This is a genomic window from Pseudomonas sp. SJZ077 (assembly GCF_007993905.1).
Taxonomy (GTDB): Bacteria; Pseudomonadota; Gammaproteobacteria; order Pseudomonadales; family Pseudomonadaceae; genus Aquipseudomonas; species Aquipseudomonas mandelii.
Genome location: NZ_VIUJ01000002.1, coordinates 439,568 through 459,881 on the forward strand (window position 1 = coordinate 439,568; position 20,314 = coordinate 459,881).

Genomic DNA, 20,314 nt, shown 5'->3' on the forward strand with positions numbered 1-20,314 from the left:
AAGCTCGCCGCCTCATTTGCTGCCAATAATGACTCACTGTGCCGCACTCAAAATTCCCCTCCGCTACCCCGCTGTGGCTCCCTCAAAGCCAACTGACGCCCCTCCCCGACACGTCTACCCTCGACTGGCTGTTCGACGAAGGCTCCCTGACCCGACGCCTGATCCGCTTGTCGAATGACGGCTTCAGCGTCACGCCGTTGTTTGAAGGCTGGCAAACGCTGCGCGCCGACGAATGTGCTGCGCTGGAGTTGGAGGAAGGCAGTGAAGGCTGGGTGCGCGAGGTGTATTTGCGGGGGCACGGCGAAGCCTGGGTGTTTGCCCGTAGCGTGGCGGCGCGCAGCGCCTTGCAGGGCGACGGCTTGCACATGGATGAACTGGGTAGCCGCTCGTTGGGTGAGTTGCTGTTTTGCGATCAGGCGTTCCAGCGTCGCGCCATCGAGGTTTGTCACTATCCTCAGGAATGGCTGCCGCTGGCGTCCCGGGCCCCCGAACTGTGGGGCCGTCGTTCGCGGTTCGACCGTGGCGCCTTGAGCGTGCTGGTGGCTGAAATTTTCCTGCCGACCTTGTGGCTCGCCGCCCGCGCCCACCCGGAGAACTGCTGATGTACCAGAGCCTGCTCAAGTCCCTGAACCGCTTGAACCCTCGGGCCTGGGACTTCATTCAGCTGACGCGCATGGACAAGCCGATCGGCATCTATCTGCTGCTGTGGCCGACCCTGTGGGCGCTGTGGATTGCCGGCAAAGGCTCGCCATCCCTGGCCAACATTGTGATTTTCGTCCTCGGCGTGGTCCTGACCCGTGCGGGCGGTTGCGTGATCAACGACTGGGCGGATCGCAAGGTCGACGGCCACGTGAAGCGCACCGAGCAGCGCCCTTTGGTCAGCGGCAAGATCAGCTCCAAAGAAGCCCTGGTGTTCTTCGCGGTGCTGATGGGCGTGAGTTTCCTGCTGGTGCTGTGCACCAATGCGGCCACGGTCTGGTTGTCGTTCGGCGGTTTGGCGCTGGCCTTCAGCTACCCGTTCATGAAGCGCTACACCTATTATCCGCAAGTGGTACTGGGCGCGGCGTTCTCTTGGGGCATGCCGATGGCGTTCACCGCCGAAACCGGCGAGCTGCCGGCAGCGGCATGGTTGCTGTGGATCGCCAACCTGCTGTGGACCGTGGGCTACGACACTTACTACGCGATGACCGACCGCGACGACGACTTGAAGATTGGCGTGAAATCCACCGCCATTCTGTTTGGCGATGCGGATCGGGTGATCATTCTGACGTTGCAAGGCTTGGCGCTGGGGTGTCTGTTGCTGGCAGGATCGACATTCGAGCTCGGGGGCTGGTTCCACTTGGGATTGCTGGCGGCGGCGGGCTGTTTCGCATGGGAATTCTGGTACACCCGCGGCAAGGACCGGATGCGTTGCTTCAAGGCGTTTTTGCACAACCACTGGGCCGGGTTGGCGATTTTTGTCGGGATTGTGCTGGATTACGCCACTCGCTGACCGCCCAAGCCGTTGCCGACGCTATGTGTCGGCAACGGCTACAGGCGTTGAGTCGTCTACTTTTGCGACTCGTGAACAACGTGCCAGACGTCTTTCATTTTGTCGCCCACCATGTCGCCAGGTTTTTTGTCCTTCACGAACGTGTAAAGAGGTTTACCGTCGTAGGCATATTGGCTCGTGCCGTCATCGCGCTTGATGACGCTCCACTTGCCAGCGGCCGTGGCACCCGCCGGAGCCATCATGGGTGGCCAGTTTTTGGCGCAATCGTCATTACACATCGACTTGCCGCCGCTGTCCTTGTCAAACGTGTACAAGGTCATGCCCTTGTGGTCGACCATCATCCCGTCCTTCATCATCGCCGGGTCGGCGGCGAAGGCCATGGTCGGCAGCGTTAGAGCTGCAGTCACTAACAATGCCTTCCAGGATTGAGCAATGTGATTCATGGAAACCTTCCTTTTGTGGTTGTCAGGATTCGGACTTAGAGCTTAGTTCAGGATCATGACCACCGCCGACCTGCTAAATTGCTGTCACACGACTGCAATAATTCCGTTATCTAATGCGGCGCAAGACAGTTAAATGACAAGAGGATTAAGGCATGGTTGGCAGGAGCATTCTGATCGTCGACGACGAAGCGCCCATTCGCGAAATGATCGCCGTTGCGTTGGAAATGGCCGGCTATGACTGCCTGGAGGCCGAGAACTCCCAACAGGCCCATGCCATCATCGTCGACCGCAAACCGGACCTGATCCTGCTCGACTGGATGCTACCCGGCACGTCCGGTATCGAGCTGGCTCGCCGTCTCAAGCGCGATGAGCTGACCGGGGACATCCCGATCATCATGCTCACCGCCAAGGGCGAAGAGGACAACAAGATCCAGGGGCTGGAAGTCGGCGCTGATGATTACATCACCAAACCGTTTTCCCCCCGTGAACTGGTGGCGCGCCTCAAAGCCGTGCTGCGCCGTGCCGGTCCTACCGATGGCGAGACACCGATCGAAGTCGGCGGCCTGCTGCTGGACCCGATCAGCCACCGTGTGACCATCGACGGCAAACCCGCCGAGATGGGCCCGACCGAATATCGTCTGCTGCAGTTTTTCATGACTCACCAGGAACGGGCCTACACCCGTGGCCAGTTGCTGGATCAGGTCTGGGGCGGCAACGTGTATGTCGAAGAGCGCACCGTCGACGTGCACATCCGCCGTCTGCGCAAAGCCCTCGGTGATGCCTATGAGAATCTGGTACAAACCGTGCGCGGCACCGGTTACCGCTTTTCTACCAAAGCCTGACCAAGAGCTTTCCCGCCCGACAAGCTGACAAGGACGCGTGTTCAATTGAACCAAAACTGGCATGGCACCCTGATCCGCCACATGCTGTTGCTGGTGACCGGGTGTCTGGTGATCGGCCTGATTACCGGCTACTACGGCTGGAGCCTCGCCGCGGGCCTGGGCCTTTACCTGGCCTGGACCCTCAAGCAATTGCTGCGGCTGCACGAATGGCTGCGGCTGCACAAACCCGACGAGGCACCACCCGACGGCTATGGCCTGTGGGGCGAAGTGTTCGACAGCATCTACCACTTGCAACGTCGCGACCAACGCGTGCGCGGACGCCTGCAAGCGGTGATCGATCGGGTCCAGGAATCCACTGCCGCGCTGAAAGACGCCGTCATCATGCTCGACAGCGAGGGCAACCTTGAGTGGTGGAACCGCGCCGCCGAAACACTGCTTGGCCTCAAGACGCCGCAAGACAGCGGCCAGCCGGTCACCAACCTGGTGCGCCATCCGCGCTTCAAGGAATATTTCGAGCAGGACAGCTACGCCGAACCGCTGGAAATCCCTTCGCCGATCAACGATCGTCTGCGCATTCAGCTGTACATCACCCGCTACGGCAACAACGAACACTTGATGCTGGTGCGCGATGTGACGCGTATCCATCAGCTGGAACAGATGCGCAAAGACTTCATCGCCAACGTCTCCCATGAACTGCGCACACCGTTGACGGTCATCTGCGGTTACCTGGAAACCTTGCTGGATAACGCCGAGGAAGTGAACCCGCGCTGGACCCGTGCCTTGCAGCAAATGCAGCAGCAAGGCGGGCGCATGCAGACCTTGCTCAACGACTTGTTGCTGCTGGCCAAACTGGAAGCCACCGATTACCCCTCGGACAACCAGCCCGTGGCCATCGACGGCTTGCTGCAATCGATCACGAGCGACGCCCGGCAGTTGTCCGGCCAGAAAAACCAGCACATCACTCTGGAAGCTGATCCGACGATCCTGCTCAAGGGCAGCGAAGCCGAGTTGCGTAGCGCGTTTTCCAACCTGGTGTTCAACGCAGTGAAATACACCCCGGCCGAAGGCAATATCCGCATTCGCTGGTGGGGCGATGAGCAAGGCGCGCACCTGAGCGTGCAGGATTCCGGGATCGGCATCGACAGCAAACACCTGCCGCGCCTGACTGAACGTTTCTACCGCGTCGACTCCAGCCGCAATTCCAACACCGGCGGCACCGGCCTCGGCCTGGCAATCGTCAAACACGTGCTGCTGCGCCACCGCGCACGGATGGAAATCAGCAGCGTGCCGGGCCACGGCAGCACCTTTACCTGCCATTTCGCGCCCGCTCAGGTCACAAAAACCCGGGTCATCAGCACCGCCGACTGATACCGGCCAGCACTCGCCACTAGGCAATCGCCCGGTCAGCCGCTACATTGGCTGACTTGTGCCTGCCCTTCAGGCACCGCATTGACCCCCTATTCGAATACACGGAACCCGCAAAACTCCATCATGGACCCTTCCCCTGGCTTGACCCTCGCGACACTCTTCGCCGATTTCGGCATGATTCTTTTTGCTCTGATCCTGGTTTTGCTCAACGGCTTTTTCGTTGCGGCGGAATTCGCCATGGTCAAATTGCGCTCGACCCGGGTCGAGGCCATCGCTGAGAAAAACGGCTGGCGCGGACACATCCTGCGCACCGTTCACAGTCAGCTCGATGCGTACCTCTCAGCGTGCCAATTGGGTATCACCCTCGCCTCCCTGGGCCTGGGCTGGGTCGGTGAACCGGCGTTCGCGCACATTCTGGAGCCGCTGCTTGAAGCCGTCGGCGTGCAGTCGCCCGAAGTGGTCAAAGGCGTATCGTTCTTCGCTGCGTTCTTCGTCATCTCGTACCTGCACATTGTGGTCGGTGAGCTGGCCCCGAAATCCTGGGCCATTCGCAAACCCGAGTTGCTGTCGCTCTGGACCGCAGTGCCGCTGTACCTGTTCTACTGGGCCATGTACCCGGCGATCTACCTGCTCAACGCCAGCGCCAACACCATCCTGCGGATCGCCGGCCAGGGTGAACCCGGCCCGCATCACGAACACCATTACAGCCGTGAAGAACTGAAACTGATCCTGCACTCCAGCCGTGGCCAGGACCCGAGCGACCAAGGCATGCGTGTGTTGGCTTCCGCCGTGGAAATGGGCGAGCTGGAGGTGGTCGACTGGGCTAACTCCCGTGAAGACCTGGTGACGTTGGAGTTCAACGCGCCGCTCAAGGAAATCCTGGCGATGTTCCGTCGCCACAAGTTCAGCCGCTATCCGGTGTACGACAGCGATCGCCAAGAGTTCGTCGGCTTGCTGCACATCAAGGATCTGCTGCTGGAACTGGCGGCCCTGGACCACATTCCCGAGTCATTCAACCTCGCCGAACTGACCCGGCCGCTGGAACGCGTGTCGCGGCACATGCCGCTGTCGCAGTTGCTGGAGCAGTTCCGCAAGGGTGGCTCGCACTTCGCCCTGGTCGAAGAAGCCGATGGCAACATCATCGGCTACCTGACCATGGAAGACGTGCTTGAGGTGCTGGTCGGCGACATTCAGGACGAACACCGCAAGGCTGAGCGCGGCATTCTCGCGTACCAGCCGGGCAAGCTGCTGGTGCGCGGTGATACGCCGTTGTTCAAGGTCGAACGCCTGCTGGGCATCGACCTGGACCACATCGAAGCCGAAACCCTCGCCGGGCTGATTTACGAAACCCTGAAGCGGGTGCCGGAAGAGGAAGAAGTGCTGGAAGTCGAAGGCTTGCGGATCATCATCAAGAAAATGAAAGGGCCGAAGATCATTCTGGCCAAGGTGTTGATGCTCGATTAAGCGCGACACCGGCGGCGAGCGAGCTCTTGTGGCGAGAGAGCTTGCTCGCGCCGGCCGATCCGCGCCAGGGCGTAGCAGTCGTAAACCGATGAATGCGGTGTGCGGTTGCAGGCGTTGGGGCCGCTTCGCAGCCCAGCGGGAGCAAGCTCCCTCGCCACAGTAATCGTGCTGATCCGGCTATTGCTTGCCCAACGCAAAGTTGGGCAACGCGCCCACCGGCTGATTGAACTGATACGGAATCGACACCAACCCAAGCCCCGTATTGCGCTGCACCACGAAGTGCAAATGCGGCCCGCTGCTGTTGCCGGTGTTGCCCGACAGGGCCAGCGCACTCCCCACCGCTACCCGTTGCCCCTCGCGAACGCCCACCGAACCTTGCTTGAGGTGCAGGTACACGCCCATCGTCCCGTCATCGTGCAGCACCCGCACGAAATTGCCTGAAGGATCGGTGCCACGTCCGGTCTGGGCATTTTCAGTTTTCACCACCACCCCGCCCCGCGCCGCAATGATCGGCGTGCCTTCGGGCATGGCGATGTCCATGGCGTAACGGTTTTTGGCGCCGAAATGGCTGTATTGGCCGTTGGCACCCTGACTCAAGCGAAACGGCCCACCACGCCAGGGCAGCGGATACCGATAGGCCATGGCAGCCCCTGAAGGGTCGCCCAGGGAATATTCGAACCTTGGGGTGTACGCCAGCGGCCTTCCGGCCTTCGTCGCCGTGAGCAGCGCCAGACGGATGTTGCTGCGGGCCGGCATCACCCGGCGGATCGGTCGGCTCGGCGCGCCGCTGACATTGCTCAACCCGGCAAAACTCAGCTCGATCTCGACCGGCGCATACAGGTCGTTGCGCACGTACACGTTGTCCACGCCCTTCTGCTTCTTGATCTCCAGGTACACCTGGCGCTCAAGGTGCTCGACCATGCGATCACGAAAAACGAACACCTGGGAGCCTTTCGTGGGGCGGTCGCTGTAGGAGACCACGCCATTGGCGTCTTTGGACTTGTAGATCGTCATGGCCACAGCCGAGGTGGAGGCCATGAAAAGACCACAGAAAAACAGCAGGCGCGCGAGCATGGGCAAGAGTCTGTCGAGTAAGGCCTGGGAAGGAGCCTAGCAGCTGCAATGGACCCGGGTAGTCGGCAGATGTTTCAAATCAGCAAGCGCCACATTCCAACTCAATTTCGCGAATCGTCCCCGCGACAGGCAATCGCGGGGACTCTGAGCGCAAGAACGCCAATATCACCAGTCCTCCTCTACATACAGTTTGTTTACCGGCGAGCCGACGGTGTCACCCGACTGCCGCTCAACAACAGCCATGAATGTTACAAAGTTTCCGGCCAACACTGAAAACGGGATCGGCAGATTGAACGATTGATACCCTTGCGCAATATCTGCACTTGTTACCGGAAGGCGAAAGACAAATTCGCGCCCAAGTTCCGCGCCAACAAAAATGAAAGAAGTTAAATCACCTTGACTCATCCCTAGTGTCGGAACCCGCATCGGGATCTTGCCGCTTTCATCAATTTTCAATAAGGTCGCGGGGGAGCCATAAATTACTTCCTCCGGTGCCCAATAGAGTGCCGTAGGCATTACAAGATCGCCTGCCACATCAAGCTTCATGAGCCGTGACGTCCAAGTGCCTCGATCAGAATGGACCGTGTAAATAAAATGAACATGCCCGTTTTTGTTAGGCTCCAGGAACTCCCGGCCGACGAAAATGACAATATCTTCATCGCTTTGACCTGGTTGAACAATCAGGTACTTCACGAAACATGCGTTGCTGTGGGAGCCGATCCAGTAGACGGAAACAACTGCATTTTCCTCCAATGACATTGCAGACTTTATTCGCAGGTTTACGCCTTGCGATACTACCGAAATGGGAATTACCCCATCTACCGCCTCATCGACAACTGGCTGATACAACCACCCTTCCACCCAATAACAGGTACTGGGTGACAATAGGTCGTCGGGTGGATAATCAAAATAAATGTACTGCAGGACAAGTTTTCCACTAAAAAGCCGCGCTTGCTCAGCCGAAAGAGAAACAACAATATCCTGATTGTCTTCTTGGATAGTTCCCGACAATGCAAGGGCGCGCCCGTCACTCGAACTAAAATTGAGGAGATATCTACTCCCCTTGTTCATGCCATCAACAAATGGAAACCGAACGGTCATGCCATTTTCAATGCTGGAGTAGCTGATTTTTCCATCCACTGCTTCGTCGATTGAAGCCGGGAGCAGAGGTTCCTGACGCGCTCCAATAGCCTCGACGGCCTTGTTTCGCTCTTGCAGTGTAACGATCTTGCTCATTTGCATTCCGCTCCATAGAGTCGCCACGATTTGTGGTGATTCCGGCATACGCTACAGAGACTCTGCGAATCCTTGACCTGTAATAAATGACAGTTTCGACGAACGGCACTCGAGCATTTTCATGCCCAAACCAAATGAGGCTCGCAGAAGCGCGGTGAGATCAAGAGACGGACCGGGAGTGCGATAAAGAGAGAAAAGTCACCTCCCGCGTTGTTCAGGAACAACCTCGGGGGCGACCTTTCATACGTGAAGTTTACGCGCCAGGTACGAAATGCTTCTGCGCCGTGCCACGTGCGATCAATCGGGAGATGTAGTCGAGCTTCTGCGCATCCTGATCCACAAAGCGGAAGGTCAGTTGCAGCCAGTCGCTGTCAGGTTTCGGCTCAAACGCGACAATGGCGTGCAAGTAGCCATTGAGGCGGGCGACTTCAGCGTTGTCGCCCTGCTCCAGGTCCAGCACGGCGCTGTCGAGGACTTGCGGCAGCGTGTCGGTGCGCTTTACCACCAGCAGCGCTTCCTTGATGCTCAAGGCTTTGATCACGCACTGCTGAATGCCGCTTGGCAAACGCAGCTGGCCTTGACCCCGACCGCTGGCGGGAGCGGAAGCAGCGCCCGGTGCCTTGACCGGCGGGCTATTGAGCAAACCGCGAGACGCCGCCGGGGCAGGGGTCGGCGCGGCGGCAGCAGGTTTGGCGAACGGGTTGACCGGCGCCGCTGCAGGTGCGACCACGGCCGCCTTGCCGCCGGTCAATGCGCTCAGGGAATCGTTGCCGAAAGCCGAGTTCATTTTGGTCGGCGCACCGTTCATCAAGGCGTCGAGCTTGCCGACCTTGTTCAGCGCTTGCTTGACCTTGGTCAGCAGTTGTTCGTTGGTGAAGGGCTTGCTGACGTAGCCGGAAACGCCGGCCTGAATCGCCTGGACCACGTTCTCTTTATCGCCACGGCTGGTCACCATCACGAAGGGCATGGTCTTGAGATTGTCCTGCTCGCGGCACCAGGTCAGCAGTTCCAGGCCAGACATTTCCGGCATTTCCCAGTCGCACAGCACCAGGTCGAACGCTTCCTTGGCCAGCATGGCCTGAGCCTTTTTGCCGTTGATGGCATCTTCGGTCCGGATACCCGGGAAGTAGTTACGCAGGCACTTCTTTACCAGGTCACGAATGAACGCTGCATCGTCCACCACCAACACACTGATCTTGCTCATCCATCACCCCTCGAAAAAATCCCGGCAAGCATACCGTTTTGCTGATGGCACATTGCCAAAAACCTTCAGTCACGCCGGGACTTTTCGTTCGCGGGTGCTGCTTTTGAAGTCGAAAGCCACACACAAAAACGCCCGGCCAAAGGACCGGGCGTTTTTCTTGGGCAGTCTTACTTATCGTCAGCTTTGCCCGGAACATTAGCGGTTTCGCCACTTGTGCCTTCAACTTCTTCTTTCATGCGCTTGAGGCCCAGGTGACGCACGTCCGTGCCGCGCACCAGGTAAATCACCAGTTCCGAGATATTGCGCGCGTGGTCGCCGATCCGCTCCAGCGAACGCAGCACCCAGATAATGCTCAAGACCCGCGAGATAGAGCGCGGGTCTTCCATCATGTAGGTCGCCAGCTCACGCAGTGCGGTCTTGTATTCGCGGTCGATGATCTTGTCGTACTGGGCCACCGACAACGCCAGGTCGGCGTCGAAGCGGGCAAAGGCGTCCAGCGCGTCACGCACCATGTTGCGCACCTGGTCGCCGATGTGGCGAACCTCGACGTAGCCGCGCGGGGCCTCGCCTTCTTCGCACAACTGAATGGCGCGGCGGGCGATCTTGGTCGCTTCGTCACCGATGCGCTCCAGGTCGATCACCGATTTGGAGATGCTGATGATCAGACGCAAGTCGGATGCTGCCGGCTGACGACGGGCCAGAATGCGCAGGCATTCTTCGTCGATGTTGCGTTCCATCTGGTTGATCTGGTCGTCGATCTCGCGAACCTGCTGGGCCAGGCCGGAGTCGGCCTCGATCAGCGCGGTCACCGCGTCATTGACCTGCTTTTCCACCAGACCGCCCATGGCCAGGAGGTGGCTGCGAACTTCCTCCAGCTCAGCGTTGAACTGCGCGGAGATGTGATGGGTAAGGCCTTCTTTACTAATCATTCGGTTCGCTCCGCGAAAGTTGCCAGCTTCAAGCTGCAAGCTTCAAGCAGTTATGTATAAGTCCTGATATCGCACCGCTTCCTACTTGCCGCTTGAAACTTGCGGCTTGCAGCTGTACGGCTAGCCGTAGCGACCAGTGATGTAGTCTTCGGTCTGCTTCTTCGCCGGATTGGTGAACAGCGTATCGGTGTCGCCGAATTCCACCAGTTTGCCCATGTACATGAACGCCGTGTAGTCGGAAACCCGCGCGGCCTGTTGCATGTTGTGGGTCACGATGACAATGGTGAATTTCGATTTCAATTCGTAGATCAGTTCTTCGACTTTCAGCGTGGAGATCGGGTCGAGTGCCGAGCATGGTTCGTCGAGCAGCAGCACTTCCGGCTCTACAGCGATGGTGCGCGCGATGACCAGACGTTGCTGCTGACCACCGGACAGGCCGAGTGCCGATTCATGCAGACGGTCTTTGACTTCGTCCCACAGCGCCGCGCCTTTCAACGCCCACTCGACCGCTTCGTCGAGAACGCGCTTTTTGTTGATGCCCTGGATGCGCAGGCCGTACACCACGTTTTCGTAGATGGTTTTCGGGAACGGGTTCGGCTTCTGGAACACCATGCCGACGCGACGACGCAGTTCGGCCACGTCTTCGCCCTTACGGTAGATGTTGTGGCCGTACAGGTTGATTTCACCTTCTACGCGGCAACCGTCGACCAGGTCGTTCATGCGGTTGAAGGTACGCAGTAGCGTGGACTTGCCGCAGCCGGACGGGCCGATGAAGGCGGTCACACGCTGTTTCGGAATGTTCAGGCTGACGTCGTACAGCGCTTGTTTGTCGCCGTAGAACAGGTTCAGGCCCGGCACTTCGATGGCCACGGTTTCCTGTTCAAGGCTCAAGCTCTGTTTGTCGCGGCCCAAGGCAGACATGTTGATGCCGTGGGTATGTGCTTCGTGCTGCATGGGGTCTCACTCCGTTCGTAGCTGCAAGCTTCTAGCTGCAAGCTGCAAGTTTTGAGCAAAAGCGGCTTATAACTTGCCGCTTGTGGCTAATGGCTTTAGCTGTCTAGAGCTTTGTATTTTTCGCGCAGATGGTTACGGATATAAACGGCAGACAGGTTCAACGTGGCGATCACCAGCACCAGCAGCAGCGCCGTGGCGTACACCAGCGGCCGCGCGGCCTCGACGTTCGGGCTTTGGAAGCCGACGTCATAGATATGGAAGCCCAAGTGCATGATCTTCTGGTCCAGGTGGAGGTACGGGTAGTTGCCGTCCAGTGGCAGCGACGGTGCCAGTTTCACCACACCCACCAGCATCAGCGGCGCCACTTCACCGGCGGCGCGCGCCACGGCGAGGATCATGCCGGTCATCATTGCCGGGCTGGCCATTGGCAGCACGATCTTCCACAAGGTTTCAGCCTTGGTCGCGCCGAGGGCCAACGAGCCTTCACGCACGGTGCGAGGAATCCGCGCCAGGCCTTCTTCCGTGGCCACGATCACCACCGGCACCGCCAGCAGCGCCAGGGTCAGGGACGCCCAAAGCAAACCCGGTGTACCGAAGGTCGGCGCCGGCAACGCTTCCGGGAAGAACAACCGGTCAACCGAACCGCCAAGTACGTAGACGAAGAAGCCCAGGCCGAACACGCCGTAGACAATTGCCGGAACGCCCGCCAGGTTGTTCACCGCGATGCGGATAATCCGGGTCAACGCGTTCTGCTTGGCGTATTCACGCAGGTAAACCGCCGCCAACACGCCGAACGGCGTCACGATCATCGCCATGATCAAGGTCATCATGACGGTGCCGAAAATGGCCGGGAAGATCCCGCCCTCGGTGTTCGCTTCACGCGGGTCATCGCTGAGGAATTCCCAGACCTTGCTGACGTAGAAGCCGATCTTGGTGAAGGTGCCCATGGCGTTCGGCTGATAGGCGCGGACCACTTTGCCGATGCCGATCTCGATCTCTTTGCCGTTGGCATCGCGGGCGGTCAGGCTGTCGCGGTTGAACTGGGCGTGCAGGTCATTCAGGCGGGCTTCGATGTCCTGATAACGAGCATTGAGCTCAGCGCGCTCGGATTCCATGTCCGCTTGCGCGGCGGCGTCGAGCTGGCCGGCCAGTTCCAGTTTGCGACCGTGCAGACGCACACGTTCCAGACCGGCGTTGATCGCGCCAATGTCGGCTTTTTCCAGGGTCTTGAGCTGTGCTGCAAGCTTGTTCACGCGATCGACACGGGCCTGCAACTCGGGCCATGCGGCTTCGCCCTCAGCAATGACTTTGCCGTCCTGCTTGACGTTGACCAGGTAGCCGTAGAAGTTGCCCCACTCGCGACGCTCGACGGCCATCAGCTCCGGCGGCGTCTTCTGGTTGGTCAGCCACTCGCCGACGATCCAGGTGAAGTCGTTGCCGTTCAGGTCGCGGTTGCCGACCTTGATCAGCTCACGGGTCATGAACTCCGGGCCCTGATCGGGCACCGGCAGACCAGCGCTTTTCAAGCGCTCGCGCGGCACTTCTTCTTTCTGCACCACTTCGCCGATGACGAGGTGGTTGGCCTGGCCCGGCACGTCATAACTGGCGTGCACCAGGTCTGCCGGCCAGAAGTGGCCCAGACCGCGCACGGCAATCACCGCCAGCAAGCCAATGGTCATGATGACCGCGATGGACACCGCGCCACCGCTGATCCAGACGCCTGGGGCGCCGCTCTTGAACCATCCTTTCAGGGAGTTCTGTTTCACAGACTTCTACCTTTCTTAAAGCGACGAGTATTTCTTGCGCAGACGCTGACGAATCAGTTCCGCGAGGGTGTTCATGACGAAGGTGAACAACAGCAGCACCAGTGCCGAGAGGAACAGCACGCGATAGTGACTGCCGCCGACTTCCGACTCGGGCATTTCCACCGCGACGTTGGCGGCCAGCGTTCGCAGACCTTCGAACAGGTTCATTTCCATGACCGGGGTGTTACCGGTGGCCATCAGCACGATCATGGTTTCACCGACCGCACGGCCCATGCCGATCATCAGTGCCGAGAAGATGCCCGGGCTGGCGGTGAGGATCACCACACGGGTCATGGTCTGCCATGGCGTGGCACCGAGGGCCAGGGAACCGAGGGTCAGGCCGCGGGGCACGCTGAACACGGCGTCTTCGGCGATGGAGTAAATGTTCGGGATCACCGCGAAGCCCATGGCCAGACCGACTACCAGAGCATTGCGCTGGTCGTAGGTAATACCCAGGTCGTGGGAGATCCACATGCGCATGTCGCCGCCGAAGAACCAGGTTTCCATGTACGGGCTCATGTACAGCGACAACCAGCCCACAAACAGAATCACCGGGATCAGGATCGCGCTTTCCCAGCCGTCCGGCACTTTCAGGCGGATGGACTCAGGCAGGCGGCTGAAGACGAAACCGGCGACCAGGATGCCGATCGGCAGGAGCATCAGCAGGCTGAAGATGCCCGGCAAATGCCCTTCCACATAAGGCGCGAGGAACAGGCCGGCGAAGAAGCCGAGGATCACCGTCGGCATCGCTTCCATCAGCTCGATCACCGGCTTGACCTTGCGACGCATGCCCGGGGCCATGAAATACGCGGTGTAGATCGCGGCAGCGACGGCCAGAGGAGCGGCCAGCAGCATGGCGTAGAACGCGGCTTTCAGGGTGCCGAAGGTCAGCGGCGACAGGCTGAGCTTGGGTTCGAAGTCGGTGTTGGCGGCGGTCGATTGCCAGACGTATTTAGGCTCGTCGTAGTTCTCGTACCAGACCTTGCTCCACAACGCGCTCCACGACACTTCCGGGTGCGGGTTGTCGAGCAGCAGCGGCTGAATCTTGCCGCCCGCTTCGACGATCACACGGTTGGCCCGTGGCGACAGGCCGAAGACGCCTTGGCCGTCGACCACCTGGTCCACCAGCAAGGTGCGGTGGGCGGTGCTGTGGAACACGCCAAGCTTGCCGGAGGCGTCGAGGGCCACGAAGCCTTTGCGACGTTCTTCAGCGGTGATTTCAACGATCGGCGTAGTGCCCATCTGGAAAGTGCGGATCTGCTTCAGGCGCAACTCGCCATCCGGGTCACGGGCCATGAACCACTGGGCCAGGCCGCCTTTGGAGTCGCCGAGGATCAGCGAGATACCGCCCACCAGTTGAGTACTGGCAGTGATTTCGGCGTCACCGTTTTCCAGCAATTTGTAGCGACCGTTGAGGCTCTTGTCGCGCAGGCTGAACACGTCGGCTTGCGCACGACCGTTAATCACATACAGCCACTGCTGACGCGGGTCGACAAAGATGTTCTTCACCGGCTCGGTCATCTGCGGCAGCTCGATACGCTTCTGCTCGTTGGTCACTTCGCCGGTCATCATGTTTTCTTCGCTGGTCAGCGAGAGCACATTGAGTTGTGAGCCGGTGGAACCGACCAGCATCAGGGTCGAATCCGTGGCGTTGAGGCTGACGTGCTCCAGTGCACCGCCCGCTTCGTTCAGCGCAATCGGAGTTTCGCCGTACGGGTATTCGATCGCCGGCGAGATGGTTTTCTTGCCGTCCGGGTAGCTGACCTTATACGTGTGGCGGAACACCAGCGCCTGGCCATTGGACAAACCTACAGCCACCAAGGGATGGCCCGGTTGGTCTTCGCCGATGGAAGTCACGGTGGTGCCGGCCGGGATCGGCAGATCGACGCGCTTGAGTTCGGCGCCACTGTCGATATCGAAGAACAGTGCCTGCCCTTTGTCGGAAACCCGCATGGCGACCTGGTTCTGCTCTTCCAGGGAGATCATCAGCGGCTTGCCGGCGTCTTGCATCCAGGCAGGCGTGATGGATTCCTTGGCGGTCAGGTCGGCACCCTGAAACAGGGGGAAGACAACGTAGGCGAGGAAGAAGAAGATCAACGTGATCGCGCCGAGAACGGCAAGGCCGCCCACGAGGACGTACCAGCGGGTCAGGCGATCTTTGAGCGCGCGGATGCGGCGCTTGCGTTGCAATTCAGGCGTATTGAAATCAATTCGCTTGGGGGGATTTGTAGTCATGGTGGAATTGGCCAGATCATTCATGCGCACACCCTAGCGATCCTGTATGACAGAAAGATGACAATGCAGTGACGCAGCAAATCCGCCGCCAGCGGGAACTGGCAGTGGACCGGAAATTTGGGGGCCGGCGTACCGGCATTTGCAGGATCGAAGCTTGCTCGCGAAGGCGTCATTACATTCAACGTCACGTTGACTGAACCACCGCTTTCGCGGGCAAGCCTCGCTCCTGCAGAGCCCGGGACTACCCCGGGCTCAGGGTTTTACTTTTTTGCTACGTTGCCGCCTTCTTGCAGACCCAGGTCAGCCAGTGCTTTTGCAGCAACCTTGGCTGGCAGTGGGATGTAACCGTCTTTCACTACAACTTCCTGACCCTGTTTGGACAGAACCAGTTTCACGAACTCAGCTTCCAGCGGAGCCAGAGGCTTGTTCGGGGCCTTGTTGACGTAAACGTAGAGGAAACGCGACAGCGGGTACTTGCCGTTCAGGGTGTTTTCTTCGGTGTCTTCGATGAACTCAGTGCTGCCTTTCTTGGCAAGAGCCACTGTCTTCACGCTAGCGGTCTTGTAGCCGATGCCCGAGTAACCCACGCCGTTCAGCGAGGAGCTGATCGACTGCACAACCGAAGCCGAACCTGGTTGTTCGTTGACGTTTGGCTTGTAGTCGCCTTTGCACAGGGCTTCTTCTTTGAAGTAGCCGTAGGTGCCGGATACCGAGTTACGACCGAACAGTTGAACCGGCTTGTTGGCCAGGTCGCCCGTCACGCCCAGATCACCCCAGGTTTTCACGTCGGTTTTAGCACCGCACAGACGAGTCGAGGAGAAGATCGCGTCGACTTGCTCCATGGTCATGTGCTGGATCGGGTTGTCTTTGTGCACGAAGACAGCCAGGGCGTCCACGGCAACCGGGATAGCGGTTGGCTTGTAGCCGTATTTGGTTTCGAACGCTTGCAGCTCGTTGTCCTTCATCTTGCGGCTCATCGGGCCCAGGTTAGCGGTGCCTTCAGTCAGCGCAGGTGGCGCGGTAGAAGAACCGGCAGCCTGAATCTGGATGTTGACGTTCGGGTATTCTTTTTTGTAGTTCTCAGCCCACAGGGTCATGAGGTTGGCCAGGGTATCGGAGCCGACGCTGGACAGGTTGCCCGACACACCAGTGGTCTTGGTGTAGCTCGGGATAGCAGGGTCAACAGCGGCAACCGCGTTGGCAGTCGCAACGCCAGCAGCGACAAAAGTCATTGCCGCCATCAAACGCTTCAGTTTCATGCCTTACTCCTAGCAGATAGGGTGTGTTAGTCGGGGCCAAGTATCAGCAGGCCGTGTGAACACTCTATGGCTGAAATATGACAATTGGATGAAAGGCCAGCATTCGAGTTTTTTGCCGGATAATTCATGCGCCCCAAATCGCTAGCAGGCTAGCCCCACATTGGAATGCAATTCAATGTGGGCGCTAGCCTGCTAGCGATAGGGCCGGTACAGCTACAGACAGTTTCGGGGATCAGCGACCCTTCTTCCAAAGATACGCACCCACCAGAATCCCGACCCCGCAAATGATCGCCACGTAGTAGGCAGGCCCCATCGGGCTTTCCTTGAGCAGCAGCGTCACCACCATCGGCGTCAAACCACCGAAAATCGCATAGGCCAGGTTGTAGGAGAACGACAACCCGCTGAAGCGCACCACCGCTGGAAAGGCTTTGACCATCACGTAGGGCACTGCACCGATGGTCCCGACCAGGAAACCGGTCAAGGCGTACATCGGGAACAGCCAGTCCGGGTGGTTGAACAGGCTGTGATAGAACGTCCACGAGCTGATCAACAGCGCGGCGCTGCCAAACACAAACACTCGGCCAGCGCCGAAACGGTCAGCCAGGGCACCGGAAGCCACGCAACCTACACTCAGAAACACGATCGCCAGGCTGTTGGCCTGCAACGCGGTAGTTGGCGAGAAGTGGTAAACGGTCTGCAGCACGGTCGGCGTCATCAGAATGACCACGATGATGCCGGCGGACAGCAGCCAGGTCAGCAACATGGAAATCAGGATCGCACCGCGATGGTCACGCAGCACCGCGCGCAGCGGCACTTCTTCGGCCAGGGCCTTGCGCAGTTGCAGTTCGGCAAACACCGGGGTCTCGTGCAACCAGCGGCGCAGGTAGACCGAGAACAGACCGAACACGCCACCCAGCAGGAACGGGATCCGCCAGGCGTAATCGGACACTTCCAGTGGGGTGTAAATGCTGTTGATCGCCGTGGCGACCAATGAACCCAGGAGGATGCCAGCCGTCAGACCGCTCGTCAGGGTGCCGCAGGCATAACCGATATGTCGCTGCGGCACGTGTTCGGAAACGAATACCCACGCGCCCGGCACTTCACCGCCAATCGCCGCGCCTTGAATCACCCGCATCAACAGCAACAGGATCGGCGCCCACATGCCGATCTGCGCATAAGTCGGCAGCAGACCCATGATCAGGGTCGGCACCGCCATCATGAAAATGCTCAGGGTGAACATCTTTTTGCGGCCAAGCAGGTCGCCGAAATGGGCCATCACAATGCCGCCCAACGGACGAGCGAGGTAGCCGGCGGCGAAAATGCCGAACGTCTGCATCAGGCGCAGCCACTCGGGCATGTCCGCCGGGAAGAACAGTTTGCCCACCACCGTGGCGAAGAACACGAAGATGATGAAGTCGTAAAACTCCAGTGCGCCGCCCAGGGCAGACAGCGATAACGTCTTGTAGTCGCTACGGGTTAACGGGCGTGCGGGCTGGGTCGGCTGCGCGATGCTAGAGGGCGCTGTGGTCATGGCAAGGGCTTCTCTTATAGTCGGATCTGCAACCCCAACAACGCTGGCGAGGGCTTGGGCAGGTCCGGCACGATAGCAAATTGTTCGAAAAAGCACATAGAGGTGCGTATTTGACGGTCAAAATGAGAACCGGACGGTCGTCTCGGAGTCTACCGATCGATATACTCGCTGCGTTGCAGCATTTGTAAGGGGTTGCTGTGCGAAAACGCGCTGGATGACTGGCAAGGTCATTGCGTGGCTCAGTCGGTTTCGCAGAGTTTCCCTTTAGGCGCCTTTCGAAAAACGTGACGAACGTAGTATGTTCGGGGCTGAATCGTTTTTTCTTGAGACGGCTATTCACCTGAAGTACCAATGAAGAGTCACGGGTCAGAGGCACCCCCGGCATGATAGAGCTCGAACAAGAAGATCCAATTCCGCAAGGCGACCTTGCCCTGCAAATCACCGCGCTTCCGCGTGAAACCAACGGCTTTGGCGATATTTTCGGCGGCTGGCTGGTGGCACAGATGGATTTGGCCGGCACCGCAATGGCCAGCAAAGTTGCGGGTGGGCGCGTAGCAACCGTGGCGATTGATCGCATGGCGTTCCTGGTCCCGGTGGCGGTGGGCGCTCAGCTTTCCTTCTATACCCAGGCGCTGGAAATCGGCCGCAGCTCGATTCAGATGATGGTCGAAGTCTGGAGCGACGATCCGCTGTCCAGCGAGTGGCGTAAAGTGACTGAAGCCGTGTTTGTGTTTGTCGCGATCGATGGCAGCGGCCGTACTCGTTCGGTTCCTCCACGCGCGCGTTAAACACGGCGACCTTTCTGCGGTCCATTGCAGTCATTGTTCCTGATCGAGAGTTGCCCCATGAGCACGCCCAACGTTGAAGCCGTGAAACTGGATGAACTGAACTGCTGGCGCATCCGCCACGGTCAGGCCGAATTGCTGGTTGCCCAGCAAGGCGCGCACATCCTCAGTTATCAATTGGCCGGCCAACCGCCGCTGATCTGGCTTAACGATGAGGCCGTGTTCAAGACCGGCAAGAGCATCCGCGCCGGCGTGCCGGTGTGCTGGCCGTGGTTCGGCAATTTCAAGCGCAACCCGCAAAGCGTCCAGGCGATGCGCGTCAGCAACGAACCGCCGACTGCCCACGGTTTTGTCCGGGCGATGGATTGGGAATTGGGCGGCATAGAAACCGAGGGCGAGAGCCTGAAGGTGGAATTCGTCCTGCCCTACCCCGAAGGCGGCTTTCCTGGCTGGCCACATCAGGTGGATCTGAAGTTGAGCATCCGTCTGGATGAGCAACTGCACATCAGCTTGACCAGCCACAATCAGGGCACCGATACCGTCACCATCAGCCAGGCGTTGCACAGTTACTTCGCTGTCAGCGATGTGCGCACGGTGCATGTCGAAGGGCTGAATGGCTTGAGCTATATCGAAACGCTGGACGACTGGAAAACCGTGACCCAGACCGGCGATCTGCGCTTTACCGGCGAAACCGACCGTATCTACCTCAATACCCCGGCGAAGCTGAGCATTGTCGACCCGGCCTGGAAACGGCGCATTGAGCTGACCAGCAGTGGTTCGCGCTCGGCGGTGATCTGGAACCCGTGGATCGAACGCGCGACGGCGTTCAGCGACATGGCCGACGATGGCTGGCAGAAGATGCTGTGCATCGAGACGGCGAATGTGATGGATGATGTGGTGACGCTGAAACCCGGCGCCACCCACACTCTCGAAGTCAGCATCGCCAGCAACCCTTTATAAGCAACACCACAAAACCAATGTGGGAGCGAGGCTGCTCGCGATGACGTCATAACATCCAACATCAATATTGGCTGTTACACCGCTATCGCGAGCAGGCTCGCACACAGTGGATCTTTGCCAGTCTGGTTGGCGCTGTTACAAATCCGACTCCTGCACCACCCGCACCTTCGCCGCATCCAGCGCATACGCCGCGTCAGCCAAATCATTGTTGACCTTCTCGACCTTCAGCGTGCCGGTCACCCACAGCGGTGTGTAGATATCGTCCAGCTTCAAACCCTTCGGATAACGCACCAACACCAATTGGTTAGGTGGCGGTGGCGGCACGTGGATGCAGGCGCCCGGGTACGGGACAAGGAAGAACAGCGTGCTGCGTCCCTTGGCGTCGGACTCCAGCGGTACCGGATAACCGCCGATGCGGATGTTCTTGTCGTTCATCGACGGCACGGTTTTGGTCGAGTACATCACCGCCGGCAAGCCCTTGCTCTGCTTCATGCCACCTTTTTCAGTAAAGGTGCCATCGCCTTCGGGGGAGTTGTGGTCGATTTCGGGCATGGCCTCGAGGGCTTTCTGGTCCGACTTGGGCATCAGTTCGAGCCAGTCGGTTTCCGGCAGTTCGCCGGCATGGGCAAGGCCCGTACCCAGTAAAAGAAAAGTCAGCAGAAAACGGCGCATGAAGGTGCTCGGCATAAGGAGAGGTCTGTGCAACGCCGAGCATTCTAGCCCTCCCCGCGTG

At 59.2% G+C, this 20,314-nt stretch carries 18 protein-coding genes; 7 read left to right on the forward strand and 11 right to left on the reverse strand.

Annotation, left to right across the window (positions count from 1 at the left end):
• The first annotated feature begins 38 nt into the window (after window positions 1-38).
• Together FBY01_RS05765 and ubiA are read left to right on the forward strand one after the other, a co-directional pair.
• Window positions 39-602 carry a chorismate lyase gene (locus tag FBY01_RS05765; RefSeq protein ID WP_145306528.1) on the forward strand — a complete coding sequence of 188 codons (564 nt, stop codon included), beginning with the start codon at window positions 39-41 and terminating at the stop codon, window positions 600-602.
• A complete protein-coding gene (ubiA, locus tag FBY01_RS05770) occupies window positions 602-1,492 on the forward strand; it encodes a 4-hydroxybenzoate octaprenyltransferase (RefSeq protein WP_145306526.1) in 891 nt (296 codons plus the stop codon). The genes FBY01_RS05765 and ubiA overlap by 1 nt, the downstream gene beginning before the upstream one ends.
• 56 nt (window positions 1,493-1,548) lie before the next feature.
• Here ubiA and FBY01_RS05775 read toward each other — a convergent pair whose 3' ends face one another.
• On the reverse strand, window positions 1,549-1,935 hold the full coding sequence (locus FBY01_RS05775; RefSeq protein WP_145306524.1) for a hypothetical protein: 387 nt from the start codon (window positions 1,933-1,935) through the stop codon (window positions 1,549-1,551).
• A gap of 152 nt (window positions 1,936-2,087) precedes the next feature.
• Between FBY01_RS05775 and phoB the strand changes: the two genes are divergently transcribed.
• From phoB to FBY01_RS05790, 3 genes are all read left to right on the forward strand, one after another.
• Window positions 2,088-2,777 (forward strand): phosphate regulon transcriptional regulator PhoB, encoded by a 690-nt coding sequence (gene phoB / locus FBY01_RS05780; RefSeq protein ID WP_008150066.1) that lies wholly within the window; start codon window positions 2,088-2,090, stop codon window positions 2,775-2,777.
• Between the two features lie 81 nt (window positions 2,778-2,858).
• Window positions 2,859-4,145 carry a phosphate regulon sensor histidine kinase PhoR gene (gene phoR, locus FBY01_RS05785; RefSeq protein WP_256664398.1) on the forward strand — a complete coding sequence of 429 codons (1,287 nt, stop codon included), beginning with the start codon at window positions 2,859-2,861 and terminating at the stop codon, window positions 4,143-4,145.
• A gap of 123 nt (window positions 4,146-4,268) precedes the next feature.
• Complete coding sequence (locus FBY01_RS05790) at window positions 4,269-5,609, forward strand: hemolysin family protein (protein ID WP_010465310.1); 1,341 nt, start codon at window positions 4,269-4,271, stop codon at window positions 5,607-5,609.
• Between the two features lie 177 nt (window positions 5,610-5,786).
• Here FBY01_RS05790 and FBY01_RS05800 read toward each other — a convergent pair whose 3' ends face one another.
• The 9 genes from FBY01_RS05800 to FBY01_RS05840 form a co-directional block, all read right to left on the reverse strand.
• Window positions 5,787-6,683 (reverse strand): peptidoglycan DD-metalloendopeptidase family protein, encoded by an 897-nt coding sequence (locus FBY01_RS05800; RefSeq protein WP_077748554.1) that lies wholly within the window; start codon window positions 6,681-6,683, stop codon window positions 5,787-5,789.
• 165 nt (window positions 6,684-6,848) lie between these two features.
• Window positions 6,849-7,919: a hypothetical protein gene (locus FBY01_RS05805; RefSeq protein WP_145306520.1), complete on the reverse strand. Its 1,071-nt coding sequence runs from the start codon at window positions 7,917-7,919 to the stop codon at window positions 6,849-6,851.
• A gap of 253 nt (window positions 7,920-8,172) precedes the next feature.
• Window positions 8,173-9,123 (reverse strand): response regulator, encoded by a 951-nt coding sequence (locus FBY01_RS05810; RefSeq protein WP_010465313.1) that lies wholly within the window; start codon window positions 9,121-9,123, stop codon window positions 8,173-8,175.
• A 167-nt stretch (window positions 9,124-9,290) separates the two neighbouring features.
• Window positions 9,291-10,052: a phosphate signaling complex protein PhoU gene (phoU, locus tag FBY01_RS05815; protein WP_008150055.1), complete on the reverse strand. Its 762-nt coding sequence runs from the start codon at window positions 10,050-10,052 to the stop codon at window positions 9,291-9,293.
• A gap of 120 nt (window positions 10,053-10,172) precedes the next feature.
• The gene (gene pstB / locus FBY01_RS05820; protein ID WP_010465315.1) at window positions 10,173-11,006 is read right to left on the reverse strand and encodes a phosphate ABC transporter ATP-binding protein PstB; all 834 of its coding nucleotides are present in this window, start codon (window positions 11,004-11,006) and stop codon (window positions 10,173-10,175) included.
• Window positions 11,007-11,101: 95 nt separating this feature from the next.
• Complete coding sequence (gene pstA / locus FBY01_RS05825; protein ID WP_077748552.1) at window positions 11,102-12,772, reverse strand: phosphate ABC transporter permease PstA; 1,671 nt, start codon at window positions 12,770-12,772, stop codon at window positions 11,102-11,104.
• 15 nt (window positions 12,773-12,787) lie between these two features.
• The gene (locus FBY01_RS05830; protein ID WP_178113216.1) at window positions 12,788-14,821 is read right to left on the reverse strand and encodes an ABC transporter permease subunit; all 2,034 of its coding nucleotides are present in this window, start codon (window positions 14,819-14,821) and stop codon (window positions 12,788-12,790) included.
• A gap of 485 nt (window positions 14,822-15,306) precedes the next feature.
• A complete protein-coding gene (locus FBY01_RS05835) occupies window positions 15,307-16,305 on the reverse strand; it encodes a phosphate ABC transporter substrate-binding protein PstS family protein (protein ID WP_145306516.1) in 999 nt (332 codons plus the stop codon).
• Window positions 16,306-16,537: 232 nt separating this feature from the next.
• Entirely contained in the window at window positions 16,538-17,836 is a 1,299-nt protein-coding gene (locus FBY01_RS05840; protein WP_010465323.1) for an MFS transporter, read from the reverse strand.
• Between the two features lie 383 nt (window positions 17,837-18,219).
• Between FBY01_RS05840 and FBY01_RS05845 the strand changes: the two genes are divergently transcribed.
• Together FBY01_RS05845 and FBY01_RS05850 are read left to right on the forward strand one after the other, a co-directional pair.
• Entirely contained in the window at window positions 18,220-18,624 is a 405-nt protein-coding gene (locus FBY01_RS05845; RefSeq protein ID WP_007896491.1) for an acyl-CoA thioesterase, read from the forward strand.
• 57 nt (window positions 18,625-18,681) lie between these two features.
• Complete coding sequence (locus FBY01_RS05850; protein WP_145306514.1) at window positions 18,682-19,581, forward strand: D-hexose-6-phosphate mutarotase; 900 nt, start codon at window positions 18,682-18,684, stop codon at window positions 19,579-19,581.
• 135 nt (window positions 19,582-19,716) lie between these two features.
• Here the strand turns inward: FBY01_RS05850 and FBY01_RS05855 are convergent, their stop codons facing one another.
• On the reverse strand, window positions 19,717-20,253 hold the full coding sequence (locus FBY01_RS05855) for a DUF3299 domain-containing protein (protein WP_102594569.1): 537 nt from the start codon (window positions 20,251-20,253) through the stop codon (window positions 19,717-19,719).
• Between the last annotated feature and the right edge of the window lie 61 nt (window positions 20,254-20,314).